Below are 25074 nucleotides of genomic sequence, written 5' to 3' on the forward strand. Positions count from 1 at the left end.
TTGATATGATAAATGCAATCATACTCTCCACGGATTTAGCCGCAAAAGCCGGAGGATACACGATCGCAGTCGTGGGGTGGGTTATCGTTTTTGCAGCTCTGATCGGATTGGTGATCATCTTTATGGCTATTCCCAAGTTATTAGAGTTTAATATTAAAAATAAACTCAAAAAAGAGGGAAAGCCGGAAGAAAACATCAATATCGAGGCCAATGTCAATGTTGCTATCGCAATGGGTATTCATATGTATCTCAATGAATTACATGATGAAGAAAGTAATATCATCACCATTAAGAATGCACAAAAACAGTATTCCCCGTGGAGCTCTAAAATTTACGGAGTACAAAACCAACCCCGCAGATAGTTTAATTCATTTATAAAACGAACAATAAACAATGAAAAAGTATAAATTCAAAATAAACGGTCAGACCTTCGAAGTAGAAGTTGGAGAATTCGACGGCAATATGGCAACCGTTAACGTCAATGGCTCTCCTTATGAAGTAGAACTTCAGAATGAGGCTATGAAACCCAAAACACCGGTATTAGCTCGTAAACCTGTAGCTTCTGCCCCCGGAGAGGGACAAATTAAGAAGAGTGAAAGCGCCAAAGTATTTAAGGTTATCGCTCCTCTACCCGGAAGCATCTTTAAATTAAACGTTAACGTTGGAGATACAGTAAAAGAAGGAGATTGTCTGCTTGTCATGGAAGCCATGAAGATGGAAAACAACGTATTGGCAGAAAAAGGCGGCGTAGTGAAATCCATAGCCATAAAAGTAGGCGATGCCGTACTTCAAGGTGACACGTTAATTGAAATTGCATAAGTCGGGAGACTTATAAACCCTTATAACAAAAAAAATATGAGTAAAGTATTTTTCATCATGTTATCTTTCCTGTTTGCGACGTTAACCACATCGGTTTGCGAGGCATCGGGTAAAGATAATTTGAAAGAGGAACTTGTCCACGGTAAATGGGTAAACAAAAGCGGAGGTTATATTCCGAATGCCCTTGGAAAGTCCAATACCACTGTTTCCCGTTATAAAATCTACAGTTTTTCTGCCGATGGATCGTTCACGATGGACTCCATCAAACAACGATATACCGGTACATGGGTTTTGAATGGGAACCAAGTGATCATGACTTACAATCCTAAAAAAGTAGTAAACTATTCGGCTAATTTGGACCCGAATGCTACTGCTTATTGTTATATCACGAAAGAGAAAATCGTAGAGTTAGGAACAAGAGTTGCAACTATCGAGAACGGAGAGCTCGTTTTCTCTGATCCCGACATGAATGCGGTACACAATTCAGATGCCACAGCCGGAATGAAGAATTTCTGGGAATTTACCGGATTTGCCAATACAACGGCCGGTAACCTGATTATGATTCTGGTTGCTCTTTGTTTCATTTATTTAGCCATCCGTTTCGATTACGAACCGATGTTGCTGATTCCGATCGGAATGGGTATTATCATCGGGAACATTCCATTCTATATGGCAGAAGGATTCAACCTGAAATTAGGTATTTACGAACCCGGATCGGTATTGAACATTCTCTACCAGGGAGTGGTCAACGGTTGGTATCCCCCCTTGATTTTCTTAGGTATAGGGGCTATGACCGACTTCTCCTCCTTAATTTCCAACCCCCGGTTGATGATTCTCGGAGCTGCCGCCCAGTTCGGTATTTTTGCTACCTTCTTGGGAGCCCTTTGGTTAGGATTTGCTCCGCCAGAAGCCGGAGCTATCGGTATCATCGGTGGTGCCGACGGTCCTACTGCTATTTTCCTTTCTTCCAAATTAGCCAACGGTGTAAACATGCTGGCTGACGGAACGATCGTGAAAAACCTCATCGGCCCGATCGCCATTGCCGCCTATTCTTATATGGCTTTAGTTCCGGTAATTCAACCGCCGGTAATCAACTTATTGACGACGAAAGCCGAACGTAAAATCAGAATGCGTCCGCCACGCGCCGTAAGCCGTTTGGAGAAACAATTATTCCCTATTATCGGTCTGTTGATGACTGCCTTCCTGGCCCCGTCAGCTCTTCCGTTGTTGGGAATGTTATTCTTCGGTAACTTATTGAAAGAGTCTACGGTAACCAATCGTTTGGCTAATACGGCAAGTAACGCCTTAATCGATACCATTACGATGTTATTGGGTATTACCGTGGGTGCTTCGACACAAGCCGACGTATTCCTGACAACCGACTCCATTCTGATCTTCTGCTTAGGTGCTGCTTCTTTCGTATTAGCAACGGCTGCAGGTGTATTCTTCGGTAAAGTGATGAACTGGTTATCACCCAAACACAACCCCGTTAACCCGATGATCGGAGCTGCCGGAGTCTCGGCCGTACCCGATAGTGCCCGTGTCGTTCAAAACATGGGATTAAAAGCGGACCCGGGAAACCACTTGTTAATGCATGCCATGGCTCCTAACGTATCCGGAGTGATCGGTTCTGCAGTAGCAGCCGGTATCTTACTGAGTTTCTTGATGTAATCTATCATCTCTATATAAAGAACTCCCTGTTCAACGGGGAGTTTTTTATTTCAATAAATACATTACCTTTGTTCTACTTAATTTTATAATCATATCACATGGGACTAAGAGGTTTCGGAAGTGACAACTTTTCCGGGGTATTACCGGAAGTATTCAAAGCGCTGGAAGAATCAGCCTATGGACATCAACCTTCTTACGGCGAAGACGATTACACGGCAAAAGCCGTTCAGGATTTCAAAACAATTTTCGGGTCCGACATCGACGTTTATTTCGTGTATAACGGCACGGGAGCCAATATATTGAGTCTGGCAACATTCACTCACTCCTATCACGCCATTATTTGTGCTGAAACAGCTCATATAAACGTGGACGAATGCGGAGCCATTGAAAAACAAACGGGAAGCAAGCTATTAACCGTACCGACTTTCGATGGAAAATTAACGATAGGATTAATACAAAATCACATGCACGGTTTTGGAGAGCAACACCATGCACAACCCAAAATGATCTCTCTGACCCAGTGCACGGAACTCGGCACTTTATATACTCCCGAAGAGTTGAAAGAGATTTGTGATTTTGCTCATGCACACGATATGTATGTACACATGGACGGAGCCCGTTTGGCAAATGCTCTTGCTACCCTGGGATGTTCTCCCTTGGCTGTTACCAAAGAGGTCGGAATCGATGTTTTAAGTTTCGGAGGAACAAAAAACGGCATGATGTTCGGGGAGGCCGTCATCTTTTTCAATACAGCTGTCTCCAAAGAAGCAAAATATATCCGCAAACAGTTGATGCAACTTCATTCCAAATCCAGGTTTATTGCAGCTCAATTTTCCGCTGTGCTGAAAAACGAATTATGGTTAAAAGCAGCAGCCCATGCCAATGCAATGGCACAAAAATTAGCTGCAGAAGCTGCTCAGATCCCGTCTATTACCATCACACAAAAGGTAGAAGGGAATGAGGTATTTGCCATTATCCCCAGAGAGAGCATCGAACGACTTCAGGAAGAGTGTTTCTTTTATGTATGGGACGAGGATGCCGCAGAAGTAAGATGGGTATGTTCCTTCGATACCACGGAAAATGACATCATTGAATTCGTCAATCTTTTACGTAAAGAAATCTGTTAATGAAACAACGGGAAATCAAACTCACAGAAGATGGAAGTTTTACAATACATATACCGGAACTAAATGAACATTATCATTCGGTTCACGGAGCCATACAAGAATCCCGTCATATTTTCATTAAAACCGGTATCGAATACCTGAATCGTCCCGAGCTGACAATCCTGGAGGCAGGTTTCGGTACGGGATTAAATGCCTATCTCTCGCTAATAAACGCCAAGGAGCAGCATCGGAAAATCACCTATCATAGTTTTGAGAAATACCCTTTATCGGCAGAAGAAGTAAAAGCACTCAATTATAACACACGACTAAACGACACCTCTACTCTATTTTACAAATTGCATACGGCTCCCTGGGAGCAAGAAGTGGAGATCACACCCTATTTTACCCTCCATAAACACCAGGCGGATTTTAGTGAAGTGAACTTTCCTCCCCGATTCGATCTAATCTTTTTCGATGCTTTCGCTCCCGATGTACAACCTCATCTCTGGCAGGAAGAGATACTGGGATTGTTTTGCAAAGCATTGAAACCGGGAGGTATCTTTGTCACTTATTGTGTAAAAGGAATCGTAAAACAAGCATTACGGGGCTTGGGATTAACGCTGGAACGCCTACCCGGACCACCCGGGAAACGGGAAATATTAAGAGGTAAAAAGATTCAATGATTACATAATTAGGTAATCGATCGATTAGTAAATTATAAAATCCGAAAATAATTTCGATTATGTCTGCACTCAAACAACTTCTTGATGAAAAATACGTGGAATATTGCAGATCCGATTTCTTTATCGAAACGGATCCCATTCAAATCCCCAAACTTTTTGAAGAAAAGGAAGACATTGAAATTGCCGGATTTATGGCTGCAACATTAGCCTGGGGGCAACGCCCCGTCATCATCAAAAAATGCAGGGAACTGATAAAACGATTGGACTACGCTCCTCATGATTTTGTTCTCCATGCCGCGGAATCTGACTATTCCTGTTTAAAAGGCTTTAAACATCGTACCTTCAATGATTACGATTGTATCTATTTTTTCAAATCACTTTCCCGTATCTATAAAAATTACGGGGGATTAGAAGGTCTATTTTCTCGGGCTTACCAACAGCATCAGGATATGTTCGAGGTATTAGCGGAATGGCATACGATATTCACGGCCCTTCCTGCAGAGAACAGGGTTCTGCGCCACATTGCCGACGTAGAGAAAGGGTCTGCCGCCAAACGGATCAATATGTTTTTACGCTGGATGGTCCGTCGGGATGAAATCGACTTCGGACTATGGAAAAAGATTCCTGCCTCTGCCCTTCTTATCCCGCTGGATCTGCATACCGGAAACATCAGCAGGCAGCTGGGGCTTTTAACCCGAAAGCAAAACGACCGCCAGGCAGTACTTGAATTAACGTGCCGTCTCCGGGAATTCGATCCTGTCGATCCGATTCGCTATGACTTTGCTCTTTTCGGTTTGGGAGCCTTTGAAAAGTACAATGATTAAAATTATCTGGCAAAATCATCCAGCGCATCCGACTCTTCTTTTAACTCATCCATATAATCCGACATATTGTCCTTTGCATCTTCATCGTTATTTTCCAATATCGATTCCAATACCTCATTGTATTCGGCCTTTAAGGCGTCATCGCTTTTTGAATAATGATTATCCCGTTTTTCTTCCGGTAAAATACATTTTTTACTCTCCTTTTTCATAACTTATTCATTTAAATCCCATACTAAAACGAATAAACGGGAAAAAAGTTTATAAAATAAAGGCGATCCTCACGAATCGCCTTCATTAACCTAATAATATCTAATTACCTTACTACACATGCCCCTGGGCACACATAGCTTCCGCAACTTTAATAAAACCACCGATATTGGCTCCTTTCACGTAATTCACTTTATCCCCTTCTTTGCCGTATCTGACACAAGTATCGTGAATATCTTTCATAATTTGAGATAACTTCGTATCTACCTCCTCGGCCGTCCAACTGTAATGCATGGCATTCTGACTCATTTCCAAACAGGACGTAGCAACACCTCCCGCGTTGGCTGCCTTCCCGGGAACAAAAGTAATGTATTCATTAGCGTAATGTATGGCCTCCGGAGTACACCCCATATTAGACGTTTCAACGATTAATTTACAGCCGTTAGCCACCAATAGTTTCGCATCCTCACCGTTCAACTCGTTTTGAATAGCACAAGGAAAAGCAATATCACACTTCACCTCCCAAGGCTTTTTGTTGGCAAAAAATTTAGCTCCGAACTTACGGGCATAAGGTTCTACCACATCGTTATTAGTCGCACGTAATTCAAGCATATAGCTGATCTTTTCCTCGTCCAAGCCTTTTTCATCGTAAATATAGCCGTCAGGTCCGGAAATAGTGACTACCTTAGCACCCAATTGAACCAACTTCTGAGCTGCCCCCCAGGCAACATTACCGAAACCGGAAAGAGCAACAACCTTACCGACAATCTTTTCTCCCTTAGAAGCCAACACGTGTTGTGCCAAATAAACCGTACCGTAACCGGTAGATTCCGGACGAACACGGGAACCACCAAATTCAAAAGGTTTCCCCGTCAACACCCCGGTAAATTCGTTACGAATTCTCTTGTACTGCCCGAACATATAACCTACTTCACGTCCTCCGACGCCAAGATCACCGGCAGGGACATCGGTATCAGGACCTATGTACTTACAAAGTTCCGTCATAAAACTTTGACAGAAACGCATGACCTCGTTATCCGATTTGCCTTTCGGGTTAAAATCGGAACCGCCTTTACCCCCTCCCATCGGAAGTGTGGTCAAAGAATTTTTAAATGTCTGTTCAAAGCCTAAAAACTTCAATGTTCCAAGAGTCACGGCAGGATGAAAACGGATTCCTCCTTTATACGGTCCAATGGCACTATTGAATTGAACCCGATAACCGCGATTAATCTGTACTTCACCTTTATCGTCGATCCATGGAACTCGAAACAGTATCACTCTTTCGGGTTCCACCATTTTTTCCAGAATTTTATTCTTCTTATATTTTGGATTAGCCTGATAAGTATCCCATACGGTTTCAATAACTTCTTCTACCGCCTGATGGAATTCCGGCTCTCCCGGAGTTCTTGCCTTCAAGGCATCCATAAATTCTTGCATTTCTGTTTTCATATTCATTCCGATTAATCAATTAAAAGATGATCCTTCTTTTAATACGTTATTAAATTTTTGACTAAAGTAGACTCTTATTCACACTCTCCCAAATATTCCTCTATGGTCTTTTCTCATACGGTATAACGTTTCATTATATTTATATACAACACCTTATAACTTTCCGATTCTCAACAAGAAGATTCTTAAAAACAAATAACCGGTTCCCTTTTCTGGCAACCGGTTATCCGTGTTTAAAATCGGAACTCTATTCCTCCCCGACATATACCCATTTCACGGCATCGGCATACACGAGGTCCACATCGCATTTATCATTCATCACCAGTCTTGCCTCTCCTTTATCGAAGAAGAATGTACCCACAGAAACCCATGGAGAACTAAGCTCTTTCTGTGAATTAAATTCTATCTCCTCCTTCTTATCCCCAAAATACAACGTATAGTATTGTGTTATTCCCTTAACACTTATTATATTATTTCCTCCGCTTACATTATAAATAAACAGTTCATATTTTCCCCGTTTAGGAAAATTCGCTTTCCATTCGGCCATGGCCTTTCCCTCTCCGGCTTTTTTATAAAAAGCACTCGTAATATATTTCCCATAATATCCCCTCCCTATAATATAAGTCCAACGGTGACCGCCTTTCAACTCCTCGTAACCGGTATCCCTCTTATCTCTCTTCTCCGCCATCCGTTTCCCGCTCGAATCAAATAAAGAAAATCCCTCGTCTTCATTATCTACGATAATGACATTCGGATCGGGCAGGAAAAGATCTGGACTGATCGAAAATAGTCCCCGCGTAGAATCACGGATTACCTCCAATTCGTCCGGCAACATCATCACGACCTCTGCGGGTTGGTTCAATACTATACTCGGAGTTATCGAAACCATTCCAGGTACATCGTCACACGGTATATGTACCTCCAAAGCCTCTCCCGCCGACAAAACGAATCTCTTCTCCCAATACCCGCGAGCATTTTTGAGCCAATTCGCACTTACCGTAGCCGAGATTAAAATATCGGACTTTCCAGGATTATACAACTTAAAATGAACCGCATAACCTTCGTACTCCCCTTGTTCTACTTTATACCCCCTGATATCTTTAGTTTCCAGATAAGAACATCCTTTATTCCTGTACCATTTATCAAATACCTCGCCCAACTTATAATCAAATCGCTCTTCAAATTCTTTCATAAACCGTTCGAAAGCAACTTGTTGATAACGATATTTAGTCATAAATTCTTCCATAAAAGCCTGCAATGCACGCTCAGGAATATCCACCATAATCAATTCATACAAGTAATTGCATTTCTTCAGCAACAGTAGTTTAAACATATCCGAAGAGAGAGATGGATCTGTTGCGGCCTCCTCCAAACTATGTTCAGAGAGATAATCGAGTACGCGCATCTCGTTTTGTGGCGATTGGTTAGCGGTAGTCGCCGTCTTGTAAGCCGGAGATACCAGTATCTGAAACTCATCGAATATTTGTCCGGCAATAGGGATCTCCTTAGAAAAAACGGCACACCTGTTATCTTGAAATAAAGAAGAGAGTATATGCTTATTTCCGGCACCCACCTTTGTCGTCACAGGCGTTCCGCTATAATCCTGTTTTCCTCTTAACAAATCGAAATCGACCTTCACAAATCCAGAACCGGGAAATACAAACACACTTTGTACACAATCGATAAAACTACGCATTGTCCAGTCTTCATCATAAGGATCTTGTCCTGTACGATTCAAATTCTTTTTCACTCTTTTTATTCTTTCATACTCCTTCGCTATTTGATTTCCGATCTCCGGTATAGTTACCCCGCGTTCGGGAACGAATACCATGGCCGGCTGCACGTAATTACTCTTTCTACTCCATCCCCGTATGTAAGTAGCGAACGACACGGGAGTTTCCAAAAGAGAGAGCCTATCATAAAGATAAGGATGCCCCCATTTGCTTACCATCAATCCATCCATTTGCTTTACCAAAGAGGGAAGCGAATCCTTAATGCTGACAAAAGGAGCTCTAAAATAGCTTTCCCCGCGATAAAAATAGAGATCTAAGCACACGGAATCCACAGTCAACGATTTGTGGGTATAATCTCCTATACATAAGCTGATTCCTGTCAATTTATCGGGACTCTCGAAACGAATAGTATCTCCGGATACCTCTCGATTTCCTTGCGAAATCACAGTACGTTTATCCCTATGAATTACATTTAAAACATAATTCGTATAATTTTTCCCCGTAGTATAAGGATGCACCCAATGAACAGGAGGTTCTGTTACCGGATACCACAGCACTTCAGGCTCCAGCAACGTATAATCCTTCTCTAAAAAAGCATATCGTTTACCAAAGCAAAATATATTCGTAATCCAACGATTATCGTAATATTCCTCATCGGAAATATCCAGATAACACACCCGGTCATCTATCTTTCCCGTGTAATCCACTTGGAAAGAAAACTCTTCTTCCGGTTCCAAGTTTTTTTCCAGAATAACGACTTGTCCATCCCGGCGATAAGAAATAGCTTCACCGCTCTCTCTGCGAATTTCTTTGATGCGTAAGGCCGGGTTTAAAAATAAAACGATCTCCGATACCGGATGATTCTCCTTATTCTGGACGGTTAATTTACTTTTCACCGACATGGTCGTACCCGCTTGCTCGAAAGTAATCTCCGCATCGGACAAATAGAGCCGGTCTTGCGCACTGTATTTTTCAAAAGTTTCCACCATATGCTTCCGAAAACGCCTGTCAGCCTCTTTCGACCCGACGAAGGTACCTCCGATTAATATACCCGATAACAGGATAAGCCCGCTGCATAATTTCAACTTTCCTTTTTTTCCATTAGCAATCCGAGGATACAATACAATGGCAAACCCCAGTAATCCTACACCCAAAACGATATAGGTCAAACGTTGTAAAAGATAATATCCTATTTCGGGATGCCCGGTCAGTTCCGAAAACATATTAGGCATCTCCCGGGCAAAAAGATCAAAAATACCATATCCGGCAGAAGGAATAAAACCATAGATCAATCCGATCATTACCAATAACACCAACAAAGCAAGCATAGCATTCTTTATCCAAGAGTAGATTAAAAAAGTTACACCCAACATAAATAAACAGGAAGGAATAGTTAAGGTAAACAAATAAAAGAGATAGGGCCAAATGCTTACCGGAGCCTCACTGACAAAAATATTAAGGGATAAAGAAATTAACAGAGAGATTATATTCAGCACCACAAATACGACGAAAATTCCCCATGCCATTCCTGCTAAATAATTTGCATTACTCACCGGACGTACACGCAAAGACTCCGTCGTATCCACGTATTTTCCGCTTTTGAAGCGATCCGCCACAATAAAGATCAACAGAAAAACCTGTAACAAATTAAACCAATAAGCATTAAAAAAGGGCATGGAAGAGGGCAAGGCCACCATATAGTGTTCCGTTATACTCCATGAACTCTGTGTCATAATTTGTAAAGCGGTTATTCCGACAAACACCAGTAAAGCAAATAGGCGCAATAACCAACTTCTTCTCAGAACCTTTGCTTCATAACGGGCTACGGTCAATATAAGATTCAATTTCATAATTTTCAATTTAAATTTCAGTCATATTTTATTATTTGTCTCCAACTCAAGCTATCCGGTAACGTTCATTCAAACGCATCCATCCTGGCTTTTTTCTACCACCCTCAATTATTTTAGTTTCCTTTTCAACATGCAAAAGAATAAACATCATTTACTTGATACATCCGAAAAGGATCCAACGTATTTGCGTCCCTTTTTATCCTAAAATAACATACAATAAAAAATAAGAAAAGGCCCTGTAAGACATTAAAAAAGAGAATATTTGCAGATAATCCCCTATAATGCTCCGTCCCTTGAAATAAAAATGGAATATACAAAATTCCTATTAACCATAATAAGCCAAACACTCGAAACGACCAACGACGCCTTAAGTCATTGATTTTATGTCGAATAAATACAGAAATGAGATGTAATTTCATGATCTTATTTTTAGTTACACACTCTCCAAATATAGAGTATCTCTACCTGAAATCCAAACCTAAAATTACAGTTCACTAAAAAAAACAATTACGGTTCTTTTTTTAGTCATTTATCTCCATCCGTTAACTCTCTATTTTTCAATCTATTTACGTTCGACAGTCATTTAAAAACAGAATGTAAATTTCATATGAAATATTTTATCTTTTATTATAAATATTCACAACTTCACCATTTTTGATCATCAATTTTCCCGATAAACCCATTTAACCGCATCGGCAATAATCAATTGCATGTTCGTTCCATTAGTTTTTATTCGAATATACACAAAAGACAGGCCCTCTCCCTCACAAAATTATTTTCCCCTTTGGTTTTTTTGTAAGGGCAAGGCCTGCCTCAGTATACACACTACAATTCCTTATCGCTTAGGCTCTAAGCAAAAAAGCAGTCGATCGTAAAAATCAACCCATGGATCAGGTAACTCCTCTTCCTCAAGAATAATTAGCAGATAATGCCCTTGCGCTGCCAGAAAGTCTTTCACCTTTATCTCACGGGTAACATAACCGTTACAGATAATCACAAGAGTTCCTTTTTCCGAAACCGTCAATTCAAAATATCCATTCAAATCCGTTATAGTACCGTTAGTTGTTCCTTTCTCCATCACCTGAACTCCCAAAACGACATTCATATCCGGATCACAGACTTTACCTTTGACCGTCACGCGACTATTCTGGGCCATTACCACGGAAGTAAATCCCATGAATAATACGATAACCATTAAAAAGCTTTTAAAAAACATTTTTTGTTTCATAACGATTCATTTTGATAGTTAAACAATTATCCTCTTTTCCTCAAGTAATTAATAAAGATTCCGCAACCGATCAACAATAACGGGAACAGCCCCAAGAGAAAGAACTTCACCCAAAAGATTCCCGTAATAGGGAAAACGACCGTCGTGTCTTTAGGGTCTGCCCGAACGATCTCCACCGGGAACTCCCCGTTCGTCAACCACCGGAAACTCTCCGTGATCAACGAGTAGTTCGAGGCGTTGATCCCCTTACGCATCATCATTAACTCCGCATTACTGGCGCAATCCGCATCGCCAAGGACGATCACTCGTTGTTCCTTGTCCCCCATTTTCCGACTTAAACCCAAAGCCGTGACATAAGAACCCTCGACCTCTCCAGCTGAAGGGTTCAATACCACCCGCTCGTTAATCAAATCAACCGTTTCCAACTCGTTCCAGCTACCCTTGCCAACCGTCCGCAAAATGGGAAGAAAGGTGTAGCCCGTAGTGTTATCATACTCCAAACCTACCGCTCCAGGCATTGTCACACATTCGCCCCTTTTTCTCATTCGGGCGTATTCACGAGAGATCCCTGCCGCCTCTTCCGTCACCTGACATTGTAACAAATCGGCGTTAAAATCTGACGTCGGCTGCACGAGTATACCGGGAACCGACCGTACACCAAACAACGAGAGTAAAGGATGCGTCAACTCAACCCGATCCGGCTCAACAGCAATTAAAAGGTTACCACCGCGCTCGATATAACGGCCGATTTTTGACAACTCGTCTGGCGTGAAAGGACTCTTCATGTCGGCAATAACAAGAATATCGTATTCGGAAGGGATTTCTTCCCCCTCTTTCATCCGGTAAACGTGAACATCAAAACCTTGGTTTACCAACGCGTAACGGAAAGTTTGGTTACTGGCAAAAGAGTAATAATCAGGGTCTCCGAAACCGCTCGTACTCCGTTCTCCGTGCCCCGTCAAACAAGCCACTTTAGGCGCATCAATAGCCAAACGTTTCAATGCCGCTGCCACCTCCGCCTCCGTCGGGAATTGTAACTGGTCGTTATACATTCTCAAGAATGTCTTACGACCGTTTGCGGCCTCCAGCAAGCGAACGAAACGGTATCCCTCCGGGCGTAAATCAATCTGTTTATTGATCTCCTCGGAAGAGATAAAACCCTTTAAGGAAACCTTCGCCATCTTCGCGTACTCCTCTGCTACTCCGTGTTCATCCAAGCCAGCGAAACGCTTGTTATTCAAGGGCGCCGTCTGCAGGTAGTAACGAACGTAAGACATCTCTATATCCGGTTTAAAACGCATATAAGGCTTAAAACGATCCATATCCGCCTTCTCTGCCCTCGGCAAACCGTAAATGTAATTTGTTCCCAGCAGGTTAACGTAAGTCGTGATCTTAATCTCTCCGTCGATTTGATCCAATATCTCTTGGGTTGACTTCGTCACCGTCTCTGTCTGGCAAGCGGTCATGTCTTTGTACAACTGTAGCGTCGGGCGCGAGGTCAAATACCCCAAGCCGACAACAACTACGATTACAGCCACGTACCTTCCGGCAGATGCGGCCAGGCTCCTTTTAGCCCGATGAGACTCTACCTTCATGATAGACAAGGCCAAGAAGAAAAGGATCACAAGGATAAAATAAAACAAATCTTCACTACAAATCAACCCGTTAACGAAAACCATCGCCCGTCCCTTGATCGAGAGCCAATAGGTGATCTCTCTAACGAAACCGATATCCTGGCCCACATTACCGATAAAATTCAAAACGATCAATACCGCTAAAGTACCCATTGCGGCAACAATCTGGTAAGACGTCAAACTCGACATATAAAGACCGATAGCCGCATAGGCGCAGATCAATAAATACAAACCCAGCAAACCGGACAATGCCATCGAAAGGTCGAAGTGGGGGATCGTAAAGCAAGAGAACAAGATGTAAACCAGCAAAACTCCCACCAGAACTAAACCGTAAAACATCATCGAAAGGAACTTGCCACTAATGATCTGTGTGGCCGTTACTGGCGACGAATATAACAATTTTATTGAACCGCTGCTGTACTCGCGACTCATCAAGCTCATCGTCAACAAGGGTATGTAAAGGTACAAGTATTGTTGTACAACGATGAAAAGACCGCTTAAAGAGACCAGGATTACTCCCGTCAAACTACCCTCGCCGGGGGCATCATTTAAAAACTGAGACGTCACACAAGATTTGAAAAGATCCATGTAAGTAAGACCCGTCTGGATCGTGAAGATCACCAGAATAAACCACGCCACGGGTGAGTAAAAAAGAGCACCTAACTCATTTCCAGCTATTTTTAATACTTTTCTCATATTCTATTTTATTTAACCCAACCTTCTTTTCATCCAAACTCCAACTCCTCCCAAAACGAACAAGGCGGGGAATATCCATGTCAATAATAAACTCGTCAGGGGCATACCTTCCCGTGTCAGCTCCAATACCGTGTCCTTATATGCCGGACGAGTGATCGATAGCGGGAATTCACCGTAACTCAACCACCGGAACATCCCCGTGATCAAGGAGAAGTTTGATGTTTGAACCCCAACACGATCCATCAATAACTCCGAATTACTGATACAATCGGCATCGCCAAGCACAACGATCCGTTGTTCACGATCACCCACCTGCCGTGTCAAAGCAAGCATCGTCGGGTAAGCTCCCTGAACCTCTCCGGCCCGGGGATTAAAGACGGCCTTATCGCCACCTTCAAGCTCGTTCCAACTCCCTACCCCGGCCGTCGTCAAAACGGGAACCACCTGGAAGCCACGCGTAGTGTCAAAAGCAAGTGCCGCAGCACCGGGCATTACAATACCGTAACGGTTTAATAAATTTTTATAAGGGGTCATCACCTTCACTCCCTCTTCATTAAACTGGCAAATCAACAGGTTGTCATTATAAACTCCCGTCGGTTGGACAAGTTCGCCGGGAACGAATTCGACTCCCAATACACGCGTGAGCGGGTTCAATATGGACTGTTTACCCGGTTCACCGGCGATCACCAGATTACCACCGCGATCGATATAACGGTTGATCTTATCTATCTCGTTATCACTTAATGCCGTGTAAGGATCGGCAAGGACAAGCACATTCACGCCGGCAGGGACATCAGACTCCACGGAAAGATCTAACACTTCCGTGTCAAACCCCTTGTTAATTAACGAATGCCGGAAAGTCGGGCTCTTCGCAAAGGTGTAATAATCACGATCCCCGGCCTTGCGGATATCACGTTCACCATGTCCTACGACAAAAGCAACCCTCGGAACATCCGTTACGAGGCGTTTCATCGCCGTCGAGATCTCCGCCTCGTTAGGGAAAACATAACCGTCATCGTAAACACGTAAGAACGTCTTCCGGCCATTATCACGCTCGATTACACGAACAAAACGGTAATTCTCTCCCGATAGATCGATCTGACGCGAAAGTTCCTCAGGTGTCAGGAACATTTTCATGTTCAAATCATTCGCCACCACTACTTTCTCCGCTTTCTGACGCTCCGTTAAACCGGAAAAACGCTCGATCAGGTAATTATTCGAGTCCTTCACGTCTTTATAATAATATACGTATTTCATCTTCATTCGAGGCTTGAAGCGAATATACTCTTTAAAACGGTCTTTATCACTGTTCACTTCCGAGGGAATACCGCAATGGTAATGACTCTCCAACAAGTTAACGTAAGTCGTGATCGTCAAACCTCCGTCCATCTTCTCCATTACCTCCTGACTCGCCGGGGCCAATGTGTTCAACTTGGTCGCCGAGGCATCGTAATAAAACTTAAAGACAGGACGGGAACTCAGGTAGCCCAGGAATAAAGCCAAAAAAGTCACAACGAAGTATCTCGTCACGATTAAACTTTTATTACGTTTTTTACCCGAGAGTATCTTAATCACGGATAAAGAAAGAAACATCCCGATAACGATAAGGAAGTACAAGACATCCTCACTCGTGATTAACCCCTCGATCATTTGCGAGGAACGCCCCTGAATAGACAGCCAGTAAGTGATATCCCGAACAAGAGGAATATCCTGACCCAACCGACCAACGTAATTCAAGAAAGCCAATACGGCCAGCGTCGACACCGCCGCCACTACCTGGTAAGAAGTAAGACAGGACATGAAAAGACCAATCGCCGCATAGGCGCAAACCACGAGGTAAAGCCCCAAAACACCGCTTAACGCCAGCGTATAGTCGAAATCGGGAACGTTAAAACCCGTCAAAAAAACAAACACCAGCAAAATTCCTCCAAGAATTAAACTGTAAAGCATCATCGACAAGTATTTACCCAGAACGATTTGTATCGTCGAAACGGGTGACGAATACAACAACTTGATCGAACCGCTACTGTACTCCCGGCTCATCAAACCCATCGTCAATAACGGTATGTATAGGTAAAGGTTACCCAGCATCGTCGGGTAAAGGCTGAAACTACGAGTGAAAAGTTCTCGCACGATACTGTACCACAACGGGCGGGAGAACTGCTGCATCAATATGGTATCGATTAAACCCGTGTAAGACATGGCAGCCTGAACCGTGAAGACCACGAGGATCAACCATGCCACCGGGGAATAAAACAGGGTACGTAACTCTGTTATCGCTATCTTGTATATCTTTCTCATGACAAACGGCTATTCATCTTTACTTTTCCGGACAAGCGGGCAAATACTTCATCCAAAGAGCTACGCTCTACCGTAATCTCACTTAATTCCCAACCCCGGGAGACACTCAACTCTACCACCTCCCGAGTCACGTCACTATCACGGGTAAACCACATCCGATAACTGTTCTGACTTACCTCTTCCACCCGCTCGATTCCAGGGATTTCTCGTAACACCTCAATCGCCGGAGGGTTTTTCATCACCACCACAAAAGAGTTGGGCTGAACATAATTGTTAAACTCCTCCATCGTTCCCGAGAAAACAAGATTACCCTTCTCGATCATCTTAATATGATCGCAGGTAGCCTGTACCTCTGACAAAATATGAGTCGAAAGCAACACGGAACGGTCATAAGCGATCTCCTTGATTAACTCACGAATCTCAAGAATCTGGTTCGGGTCCAAACCGTTTGTCGGCTCATCCAGAACCACGAACTTCGGATTATGAATAATCGCCTGGGCAATTCCGACACGTTGCTGGTAACCTCCCGACAAGTTCTTCAACAAACGCTTGCTGAAATGAGTGATACCGCAACGGGACATCGCCGCCGCCACCGCTCCCTTGATCTTTTTAGGTTCCACGGAACGTAACTCCGCACAATAGGCCAGATATTCGCGAACCGTAAGGTCCGTGTACAAAGGCGGCTTCTGCGGTAAAAAACCGATGTTCATCTTCGCCGCAATCGGGTCATCGCGAAAATTAATACCGTTAATATAAACTTCCCCCTCCGTTTGATTTAATACCCCGCACATGATGTTCATCGTCGTCGACTTACCGGCACCGTTAGAGCCAAGCAAGCCGAGAATACCCTTCTGGTATATCTCGAAATTAATATCCCGTATCGCCCATTGAACGCTATAACGATGGGACAAATGTTCTACTCTTACTACTGATTCTTCCATAATTTATTTAATTACATTATATTACATCGAATATTCTTCTTAGTTCGATTATCAACTATGTGATAGTCTCTTCGAGGAAACCCTGCATAGTTGTCCAATTGTCTTCCTCGTTTGCGAATCCAGATAACATGACCTTGCATCGATTTCAATACCCCACACATATGTTCATCGCGGTTGATTTACCCACCCCGTGACTCCCAAAGGACGTGTACCCGTTGTGGGAAATTTCGCAATTGATGCCCCGCATAGCCCTCTGAACACGATAACGGTAGGATAGATTTTCCACTCTTACAATTGTTTCTTCCATCATTTCTTTTGATTACACACACATCCCCATCATACTATCATGCAGATTTACAACACAAATTTCTGACACCAGTTGATATTTCTGACTTGAGCTTCCTATTTCTTTTAGATTATACTTCACCCCTTCTACCTTCTATTTATAAAAAGCAGACCTAAACGAAACAAAATTTTAATACGCAGTAATTATCCACGAATATGAATTAAGTAGGTAAGCAATAATTGCTTACCTACTTAAAAAATTATTTCCCTTGGACAACGATATTCGAAATCACACCGAACCCGTCGTAGGTTACTTGTTTTTCTTTATCTAAGTTACCTGTTCCTAAATCTTTTTGCGGAACCAGATAAACTTTTCCGGCATCCCCTGCCTGAGTAGCAATCAGCACAGCTTTTGCATTCAACGGAACCAAAGCTGAAGCATCACTATCAAATTCGGTAGGATCCATATTATAACGTCCCTGCATATAGAATCTAACGATAGAGATCTTTTCTCCACTGGCAACCGTATATTTAGATTCATAAGTCAACGTACCCAATGACATTCTAACGGCATATACGTCGGTTTCCGTGGCAACATACATGATCGGGTCAACCGAGCTAAAGGTATAAGAAACAGCCGCATCCATAACGGTTTTCAATCCGGCCGGAACATTATACAAAGCATAAGGAGTCGGAGCGATCAGATCATAATTCGAATTTTGCGTCTTAAAAATATAAATTTCATACTCCTGAGTTGTTTTATCCCGTAATACCATAGCTAAACCGTCTCTCTCCATCATTCCCCCTGCAATGGCTTCCTTATCCCGAATATTGGAAGGATCAAAGGGGAAAGATTGATTGTATTCCGAAGAACTGAACAATTGACATTTGGGAGCTGAATAATAACTATTAAAACGACCAAAACATTCCATATTAGAATCATACCATACGGCATTGGCTCTATTCCCATTATCACCGACAGCAGATGCCAAAACAGCATTATCCAAATAATTGGATTCAAGGCCTTGTACATTGGTGATTTTTTCCGGTTTAACAAACATATTGTCGTTTTGACGCAAATGTTGATAAATTTGTTGATTAGCGACCATTAGCGTTACTTGGGCAGAAGGATAAAAAGCATCAGCCTCGAAAGAAGCATCCGCCATGGGCACAATACTCTTGGTATCCGTGTAGGAGTAATCTTCTACATCGATCCGGTAAGCTCCTTTTTCACCTGCTACCCATAAAATGTTCCGATAGGTTCCATAGGTTGATCCGGAAACGGTATACATCATATTCTTGATCTTATCCGGAAATACCTCTCCTTTGGAAGCATAAATATTAGAGATCACCTTTCTCTCCCCGGTAAAATCTTTGGTCAGATTTTCGTCCATCACCAAAGAGAGATCTGAGGTTTGTCCGTCTTGAGAATGGGCTACAACAAGTCCTTCCCCGAATTCACTGGTTACCACTAAGGTGAAAGAAGCAAAATATTGCAATGTAGTTGCAGAATCCGTCACCGTTAACAAAAGCTTATAACCGCCGGCATTAATCGGCATATTGGCCGTCATATCCAATACTCTTTCATGTGAGAGTTCTTCAGTCACATAATCCAAAGAAGAGGTTCCCAACTGAATCTTCCATAAATATCCTAAATCCGGGTGATTAGCCTGTCCGTCTTTTGTAATAGGTATATCTATTTTAAGATTTCCCAAATAGGTAGTCCTTTGAACATCGGAAATATTTTCCAAGTCAATCTTTATTTCAGGAAGTTTTTCCGTATCGTAAGTACTTTTATCGTCATAACATGACCAAAGGCCACTACTCAATAAAAGTATCAATAGATAAAATATATTTTTCATATGAATAATCTTTGATCTGTTAAATTAAAACTTTCTCGCCTTAACCGGTTGTCCTTTTGCTAATCCTCCGTCATGCAGCAAAGGCTCCCCGTTAACCTCTTCATAGGCCTCTAAATAGGCATTCAATAAATCGTAATAGGCATTGGTTTGGGCAGTAGTATAGAAGGTCAATCCGAGCGGATCACGGTTATTGTATGCCGGCCATTTATCGGATTCCCAAGGCCAATCCAAAGCCTCCAATATCGCTTTATGGGCATTTTTACTGTAATAGTCATAAGTAGCCAAATTCATACTCTGTCCCGCAGCAATCAAATAATTATAAGTACGACAGTAGAATGTTCCGGATCTCGGCATAGGCAATTGATTATCCCACATAAATTTTACACGCGTATACTCTTTCGGTCCTTTTACAAAATCGTCAGAAGCAGCCAATACCAATTCCAAAATGCAGGTCTCCGTCTCCAGAACAGGCAATTTGGTTAACTCGATCGAGATCTTACCAAATGCTTCTCCCGCGGGAATTACCGCTTCCAAAATTTTATAAGAACCATCTACCAATGTACAACTATCCAGATCAAGCGTATAATTTACTTTCCGGTCGTAGCTCCGTACATCCCCTACCACTTCCAAAGGGATATCGACAATAACTTTCTCCTTGTCCGGATCAGACCAGAAAGAGTATACTTTTTCGAATTTCTTTGTCGTAGTATTATAACCAGGATAGGTTCGTATTCCTATTCCCGTCCACGGAAAAGTAACCGTGGGAAACTCCTCGTTATAAGTAGGTATCTCCTCTTTGGAACATCCTGCAATAAGCAATCCCAAAGCGAATATACATATCGTATATATAAATTTTAATTTATTCATAACATTGAATTTATACTATTAAACTTATTGAACAAGACCCATTGCTGCTTCTGTCTCCGGATAGGGCCACACATAAGTCTCATCGCTCATCGGAGTAGACAAATTCGGAATATTTATTTCCCCGATACGTTTGAAATAGAGGAACGTCACACCTTCACAAAGGAACTCCCGCCTATATTCGTTCGTCAAACAGGTCAACAACTGATCTCGGGTGTATCCTGAAATATCAATGAAGTTAGAACGATTCTCACGTAAAGTCGTCAAATATTTGGCAGCTTCGGTAGTGTTAACATCCGTTCCTTTCAGATAGGTTTCCGCCACGATCAAATACATCTCCGAAATACGTACCAGAGGAATTCTGTTCAAACAATTCGTTCCGCTGATCGCCCGGTCCTGAGCCAGTTTCAAAGGTACATAGTAACCATTGGAAGTAGGGAATAACATTTTGGATGATCCCCTGAAATCAGCATTACTACCCGTTCCGCTTTCATCAAAAATATTCTGTACTCCCTCTTCAGACAATTTAATCTGCTCATAATCCGTATCCGTAAAATTCAATTTAAAATATCCGGAAATTTTATCTGACAACGTCAGTACATTCAAGGAAGCAATATGTTCCGTAGAAAGAATCAAATCCGTGGAAATACCATCATTCGTCACCCACGTGTAAAGATCGACCTTTTCTCCATCTTCGATCACATCCAACGCCTCTTGGCGGGCTAACAACAAAGAAGCGTCACTTCCTTCCCACATATATACCCTCGCCAGTAAAGCTTTTACGGCAAAATAATTCAAACGATAGGTACGATCACTATAAAATCCGTCGTCATTTAAATTATCATAATAATCATCCGTGTGCTTTTTCGTGACAGGATCCTCTTCTTTCAATAAATCCAGGGCTTCTTTTAAATCAGCCACAATCAAATCTATTGTTTTTTTATAAGACAATTGCTCCGTCGTCTCTTTCTTGTATTCTTTAACATAAGGAATCGTGAGCTTTGTCTCTTTATCTGTACGAGAAGCCAAGTTTCCATATCCGTAAATACGCATCAGGTCAAAATGCAACATAGCCCGGATAGCTAATAATTCTCCCTTTATCACCTTGTAAGAGATCGGGTCCAAGACATTGGATCTCTTTTCAATAAATTTAAGAGCGTTATTTGCATTGGCGATAATATTATAGGCATTCAACCAAACGGCATCAATAATAGGAGTCGCTCTCACATGCTTATACTGATAAGCAGCCATCGGATAAACCTGAGCCGAAGGATACAAATCATATTTTCCATCCTGTACATCCAGCACATACCAAGACAGGTTTTTACCATACAAGGTTTCACTGGCCAACCCGATATAGCAACCGATTAACGCTTGCCGGAATCCGGGTTCATCTTTAAACTGATCCTCTTCAGGTACCTGTGATGCAGGTGTTACATCCAACCAATCGTTACATGACGTAACAGAAAAGAGGAGGATAAACAAAGTTATATATTGTGTTATTCGTTTCATATCTATTTATTTAAAATGATCCTATAAGAGAAAATGACATTGTTCTGGCAAACGGATAACTATATCCACGTTCTACTTTAACGGAAGAGAAAGTAGCAATATCATTCATGTTAAAAGAAATTTTCAATCTACTCATTCTAAGCGACTTAAGCACATTAGGCTGGAATTCATAATAGAGGTTTAAAGCTCCCCAGGTAAGTAAACTTTCATCCTGCACAAAACGAGTTGTAGGACGTGTCTTTTCCTGGTATGACTGTGCATCACCGTCATATTGGAATGTTCCCAAACGTTTGAATTGCGCCACCTGTCCCGGTTCTTTCCAACGACCGTATAAAGCCCGTTTATCCACATTATAGTTCATATCCACGTTTTCTACCCGATCTACCAAAGTCGAGTTATACTTTTGGTAACCGGTATAATAACGGAAAGTGGTGCTTAATCCGAATCCTTTATATTCAGCAGTAAAACCGAAAGTTCCTCTGTATTTTTCCAAAGAATTTCCCGCCGGCACCTGATCATTCTCGTCATAAGTATAAGTCAACTCGCCGTTACGTTTTACATATACCTCGTTTCCCGTCTGAGGATCAATTCCCAAAGAAGGTACGGCCCATATCGTATTCATGGATTCTCCATCCACGTATTTTGTTACCGGCTTATTATTTCCCTTATCGGCTGCCATCTTATCCCGCAAGGCGTTATACGTCCTCATACTCTCCGACAAACGAATAATCTTATTCGTCGTGGTCGTCAAAGAACCGAACACGTTCAAAAAGCCTTTATTATTCTGGAATACATTATAAGTCAAGTAAACCTCGACACCCTGATTCCGAACCAAACCCAAATTATCTTTCACGGTAGAGAAACCAGTCGATGTGGAAATAGAAACATCGGTCAACATATTCTTGGTATCGGCCCAGTAATAATCAAAACGGATATTAGCCTTATAAATAATGGCATCAAATCCCACGTTGTAATCTTTTTTCTGTTCGCCCTTCAATTTCGGGTTAGCCATACGTGCAACCTGAGCTCCCGTCATTCCCAAGTAATTATCTGTTGTGTAATATTCGTAAGTCGCAACAGCTTCATTGTTATAGAAATTCTGGTTTCCGGTTACACCGATAGATGCCCGCAACTTAAATTGCTGAATAATATCATTCTTAAAAAATTTCTCGTTATGCAAATTCCACCCTAAAGCCAAAGACCATCCTAAAGCCCAGCGATTGTCATCACCGTATAGAGAAGAAGCGTCCTCTCTGGCACTAAAATCCAATAAATAACGATTATCGAAGTTATATCCACCGGCAAGTACGAAACTCAAATTCCTGTTCCAGGAAGAACTTCCGTAAGGACGGGAATCTTTAGCGTACTGGCGCGCAAAAGTGATATCGGCAATCTGGTTGTTAGGAAAACCCTCCGCCTGGAATACATAAGCCTGACTTTTATTCTCTCCTATCTCCGTTCTGAAGTTCAAGAAAATATTATGACGATCTGCAAATGTCCCCGAATAAGTCGCGTTTATATTGGCAGACACGGTACTGCTCTTACCTTCATCTATCCGGTAAGATCCTTTCCGAAGCTGTTCTTCAGTAGAAGAATATTTGTTAATACTGGCAAATGAAGAGTGAGTTGCGGGTAAAAACTCGTCACCGTCATTTCTCTTCAAGCCTAATGTAATCCCACCTCTTAAAATCAAAGCCTCAATAGGTCTCCACTCGATTTCAAAGTTATTGATAAACTCAACATATGATTGCTGATAAAGAGTTCCGATCTCTGCATCGTACATAGGGTTTGCAACAGAAGCTCCTTGTCCGGTATAAGCCCAACGGGCTACTTCTCCTGTTTCCGGGTCCTTGGCTCTCCAATAAGGATTCATTTGCGCGTATTTACTAAATGCCCCGTAAGGAGAATCATTACTCTTATTGTTTGTTATGGAAGCATTATTTCTAAATAACAAGTTGTCTTTGCGATAAGAAAGATCGATCTCTCCGATAATATTTCTACGGTCAGATCCTTTCATAACTCCCATCACCTGATTGTAAGTCAAACTGAATAACGCCTGTAAATTCTGGTCACCCAATTGAACGGAAAGATTATGTTTATGTCCGACTCCCGTGCGTAGAGGTTTCGAAAGCCAATAGGTATCCAAACCGGCCGCAATAAGCTGTTTTCTTTCCTCGTACAATTGGGAATATCTGATCTCTTCGTCCATATTCTTATAATCGTACATACCGTCTATTCTCTCTGCTTCCAGCTTCTCTGCCGCATTACATAGATTATAACTGGTCAAGTCTGGCATCTCAATATCGACACTTCCCGTATAGGTTACAAGTTGCTGGGTTCCCGTTACGCGTTTAGTCGTGATAACCACTACTCCATTCGCTGCTTTTGAACCATAGATTGCCTTTGCTGCCGCATCTTTCAATAACGTAACACTTTCGATCCGGTTCATGTCCATATCCATCACACGCTCTACCGTGGTTTCAAATCCGTCTAACATAAATAACGGTTGATTAGGATTATTTTGGTAATTACCTTTAAGCTGAATTCCGGTCTCTTCTACCGGGAAACTGGACACACCGCGCATTTGCATTTGTGGTAAGCTATTCGGATTCGATCCCATATCCAGGTTATCCATAATAAACAAAGCCGGATCCAGGTTCTTCAGACTTTGAAACAGATTCGAACTACCTGTACGCACAATATCTTTCGATGTCAAGGTAACGGCAGATCCGGCATAAGTATTCGCCTTACGGGTAAACATACCGGTTACGACAACCTCCTCCACCTCTTTAACATCTTCTTCCAGCACCACATTGATCACGGTACGATTACCGATAACAACCTGTTGAGATTTATAGCCGATAAACGAATAAATTAAAGATTTTACAGCACTCGGAACCGTCAAGGTATAAGCACCGTCAATGGTCGTACTGGTTCCCAAATGCAAAGAATCTCCTGCAACAACAACTGTCGCTCCCGGCAACGGCTGTCCTTCTTTATCCTTCACGGTACCCGTGATCGTAACCGAAGTCGGCGCTTTTTTAGGTCCTACAACAACTTTGTCGTTCAATTCCCTACACTCCAGATTCGTGTTTTTGATACAAGCCTGAACAGCCTGAAGAGTCGTGACATTGTTTAAATCAACTGTTACTTTCACTGTCTCCTTCTCCACCTCCTCCTTCTTAAATACAACGGAATTGTCACTCAATTGATTAATTTCCCGTAGTGCATCCAATACACTAACCTGAGTAAGTTTTAAAGAAAATCGTTTTGTGTTTTGTTGTCCGTAGACCGGTGAACTTGTAAGCGCCGCAGTAATGCCTAACAGCAAAATACTGCAAAACAATACTCTACAAGTCACCAAAAGTCCACAGAACCCTTTTGGTTTGTAGTTTTTTTTCATACTTTT

General features: G+C 42.2%; 17 protein-coding genes. 6 read left to right on the plus strand and 11 right to left on the minus strand.

Annotated features, from left to right (window positions below; genetic code table 11):
- Positions 1-5: 5 nt before the first annotated feature.
- From QZR76_RS05345 to QZR76_RS05370, 6 genes are all read left to right on the plus strand, one after another.
- Positions 6-362, plus strand: coding sequence for an OadG family protein (locus QZR76_RS05345; protein ID WP_294141079.1), 357 nt, complete (start codon positions 6-8; stop codon positions 360-362).
- Between the two features lie 31 nt (positions 363-393).
- The gene (locus QZR76_RS05350) at positions 394-819 is read left to right on the plus strand and encodes a biotin/lipoyl-containing protein (protein WP_294141081.1); all 426 of its coding nucleotides are present in this window, start codon (positions 394-396) and stop codon (positions 817-819) included.
- Positions 820-1320: 501 nt separating this feature from the next.
- A complete protein-coding gene (locus tag QZR76_RS05355) occupies positions 1321-2490 on the plus strand; it encodes a sodium ion-translocating decarboxylase subunit beta (RefSeq protein ID WP_294141213.1) in 1170 nt (389 codons plus the stop codon).
- Between the two features lie 98 nt (positions 2491-2588).
- On the plus strand, positions 2589-3617 hold the full coding sequence (locus QZR76_RS05360; RefSeq protein WP_294141083.1) for a low specificity L-threonine aldolase: 1029 nt from the start codon (positions 2589-2591) through the stop codon (positions 3615-3617).
- Positions 3617-4279, plus strand: coding sequence for a tRNA (5-methylaminomethyl-2-thiouridine)(34)-methyltransferase MnmD (gene mnmD, locus QZR76_RS05365; protein ID WP_294141084.1), 663 nt, complete (start codon positions 3617-3619; stop codon positions 4277-4279). The genes QZR76_RS05360 and mnmD overlap by 1 nt, the downstream gene beginning before the upstream one ends.
- Positions 4280-4338: 59 nt before the next feature.
- Positions 4339-5103, plus strand: coding sequence for a TIGR02757 family protein (locus tag QZR76_RS05370; RefSeq protein WP_294141087.1), 765 nt, complete (start codon positions 4339-4341; stop codon positions 5101-5103).
- A 2-nt stretch (positions 5104-5105) separates the two neighbouring features.
- Here the strand turns inward: QZR76_RS05370 and QZR76_RS05375 are convergent, their stop codons facing one another.
- The 11 genes from QZR76_RS05375 to QZR76_RS05425 all read right to left on the minus strand — a co-directional run bounded on the left by QZR76_RS05375 (position 5106) and on the right by QZR76_RS05425 (position 25068).
- On the minus strand, positions 5106-5312 hold the full coding sequence (locus QZR76_RS05375; protein WP_294141089.1) for a hypothetical protein: 207 nt from the start codon (positions 5310-5312) through the stop codon (positions 5106-5108).
- A 112-nt stretch (positions 5313-5424) separates the two neighbouring features.
- Positions 5425-6759, minus strand: a complete 1335-nt coding sequence (gene gdhA / locus QZR76_RS05380) for an NADP-specific glutamate dehydrogenase (protein WP_294141090.1) — start codon at positions 6757-6759, stop codon at positions 5425-5427.
- A 247-nt stretch (positions 6760-7006) separates the two neighbouring features.
- Positions 7007-10342, minus strand: a complete 3336-nt coding sequence (locus QZR76_RS05385; protein WP_294141092.1) for a hypothetical protein — start codon at positions 10340-10342, stop codon at positions 7007-7009.
- 835 nt (positions 10343-11177) lie between these two features.
- Positions 11178-11570, minus strand: coding sequence for a carboxypeptidase-like regulatory domain-containing protein (locus QZR76_RS05390; protein WP_294141094.1), 393 nt, complete (start codon positions 11568-11570; stop codon positions 11178-11180).
- 26 nt (positions 11571-11596) lie between these two features.
- Positions 11597-13900, minus strand: coding sequence for a Gldg family protein (locus tag QZR76_RS05395; protein ID WP_294141096.1), 2304 nt, complete (start codon positions 13898-13900; stop codon positions 11597-11599).
- Positions 13901-13912: 12 nt separating this feature from the next.
- On the minus strand, positions 13913-16201 hold the full coding sequence (locus QZR76_RS05400) for a Gldg family protein (RefSeq protein WP_294141098.1): 2289 nt from the start codon (positions 16199-16201) through the stop codon (positions 13913-13915).
- The gene (locus QZR76_RS05405; RefSeq protein ID WP_294141099.1) at positions 16198-17142 is read right to left on the minus strand and encodes an ATP-binding cassette domain-containing protein; all 945 of its coding nucleotides are present in this window, start codon (positions 17140-17142) and stop codon (positions 16198-16200) included. The genes QZR76_RS05400 and QZR76_RS05405 overlap by 4 nt, the downstream gene beginning before the upstream one ends.
- 545 nt (positions 17143-17687) lie before the next feature.
- Positions 17688-19289: a PKD-like family lipoprotein gene (locus QZR76_RS05410; RefSeq protein ID WP_294141101.1), complete on the minus strand. Its 1602-nt coding sequence runs from the start codon at positions 19287-19289 to the stop codon at positions 17688-17690.
- A 24-nt stretch (positions 19290-19313) separates the two neighbouring features.
- Positions 19314-20156, minus strand: coding sequence for a DUF4843 domain-containing protein (locus QZR76_RS05415; protein WP_294141102.1), 843 nt, complete (start codon positions 20154-20156; stop codon positions 19314-19316).
- 24 nt (positions 20157-20180) lie between these two features.
- Positions 20181-21665 (minus strand): RagB/SusD family nutrient uptake outer membrane protein, encoded by a 1485-nt coding sequence (locus QZR76_RS05420; RefSeq protein ID WP_294141104.1) that lies wholly within the window; start codon positions 21663-21665, stop codon positions 20181-20183.
- 10 nt (positions 21666-21675) lie between these two features.
- The gene (locus tag QZR76_RS05425; RefSeq protein WP_294141107.1) at positions 21676-25068 is read right to left on the minus strand and encodes a SusC/RagA family TonB-linked outer membrane protein; all 3393 of its coding nucleotides are present in this window, start codon (positions 25066-25068) and stop codon (positions 21676-21678) included.
- Positions 25069-25074 lie beyond the last annotated feature (6 nt).

Origin of the sequence: uncultured Sanguibacteroides sp. (genome assembly GCF_900543425.1) — a bacterium.
Taxonomy (GTDB): Bacteria; Bacteroidota; Bacteroidia; order Bacteroidales; family Marinifilaceae; genus Gabonibacter.

Bases quoted from the DNA above. Each gene is read 5' to 3' on its own strand.
- QZR76_RS05345 (WP_294141079.1), top strand. From the start codon at position 6: ATGATAAATGCAATCATACTCTCCACGGATTTAGCCGCAAAAGCCGGA.
- QZR76_RS05350 (WP_294141081.1), top strand. From the start codon at position 394: ATGAAAAAGTATAAATTCAAAATAAACGGTCAGACCTTCGAAGTAGAA.
- QZR76_RS05355 (WP_294141213.1), top strand. From the start codon at position 1,321: ATGAAGAATTTCTGGGAATTTACCGGATTTGCCAATACAACGGCCGGT.
- QZR76_RS05360 (WP_294141083.1), top strand. From the start codon at position 2,589: ATGGGACTAAGAGGTTTCGGAAGTGACAACTTTTCCGGGGTATTACCG.
- mnmD (WP_294141084.1), top strand. From the start codon at position 3,617: ATGAAACAACGGGAAATCAAACTCACAGAAGATGGAAGTTTTACAATA.
- QZR76_RS05370 (WP_294141087.1), top strand. From the start codon at position 4,339: ATGTCTGCACTCAAACAACTTCTTGATGAAAAATACGTGGAATATTGC.
- QZR76_RS05375 (WP_294141089.1), bottom strand. From the start codon at position 5,312: ATGAAAAAGGAGAGTAAAAAATGTATTTTACCGGAAGAAAAACGGGAT.
- gdhA (WP_294141090.1), bottom strand. From the start codon at position 6,759: ATGAAAACAGAAATGCAAGAATTTATGGATGCCTTGAAGGCAAGAACT.
- QZR76_RS05385 (WP_294141092.1), bottom strand. From the start codon at position 10,342: ATGAAATTGAATCTTATATTGACCGTAGCCCGTTATGAAGCAAAGGTT.
- QZR76_RS05390 (WP_294141094.1), bottom strand. From the start codon at position 11,570: ATGAAACAAAAAATGTTTTTTAAAAGCTTTTTAATGGTTATCGTATTA.
- QZR76_RS05395 (WP_294141096.1), bottom strand. From the start codon at position 13,900: ATGAGAAAAGTATTAAAAATAGCTGGAAATGAGTTAGGTGCTCTTTTT.
- QZR76_RS05400 (WP_294141098.1), bottom strand. From the start codon at position 16,201: ATGAGAAAGATATACAAGATAGCGATAACAGAGTTACGTACCCTGTTT.
- QZR76_RS05405 (WP_294141099.1), bottom strand. From the start codon at position 17,142: ATGGAAGAATCAGTAGTAAGAGTAGAACATTTGTCCCATCGTTATAGC.
- QZR76_RS05410 (WP_294141101.1), bottom strand. From the start codon at position 19,289: ATGAAAAATATATTTTATCTATTGATACTTTTATTGAGTAGTGGCCTT.
- QZR76_RS05415 (WP_294141102.1), bottom strand. From the start codon at position 20,156: ATGAATAAATTAAAATTTATATATACGATATGTATATTCGCTTTGGGA.
- QZR76_RS05420 (WP_294141104.1), bottom strand. From the start codon at position 21,665: ATGAAACGAATAACACAATATATAACTTTGTTTATCCTCCTCTTTTCT.
- QZR76_RS05425 (WP_294141107.1), bottom strand. From the start codon at position 25,068: ATGAAAAAAAACTACAAACCAAAAGGGTTCTGTGGACTTTTGGTGACT.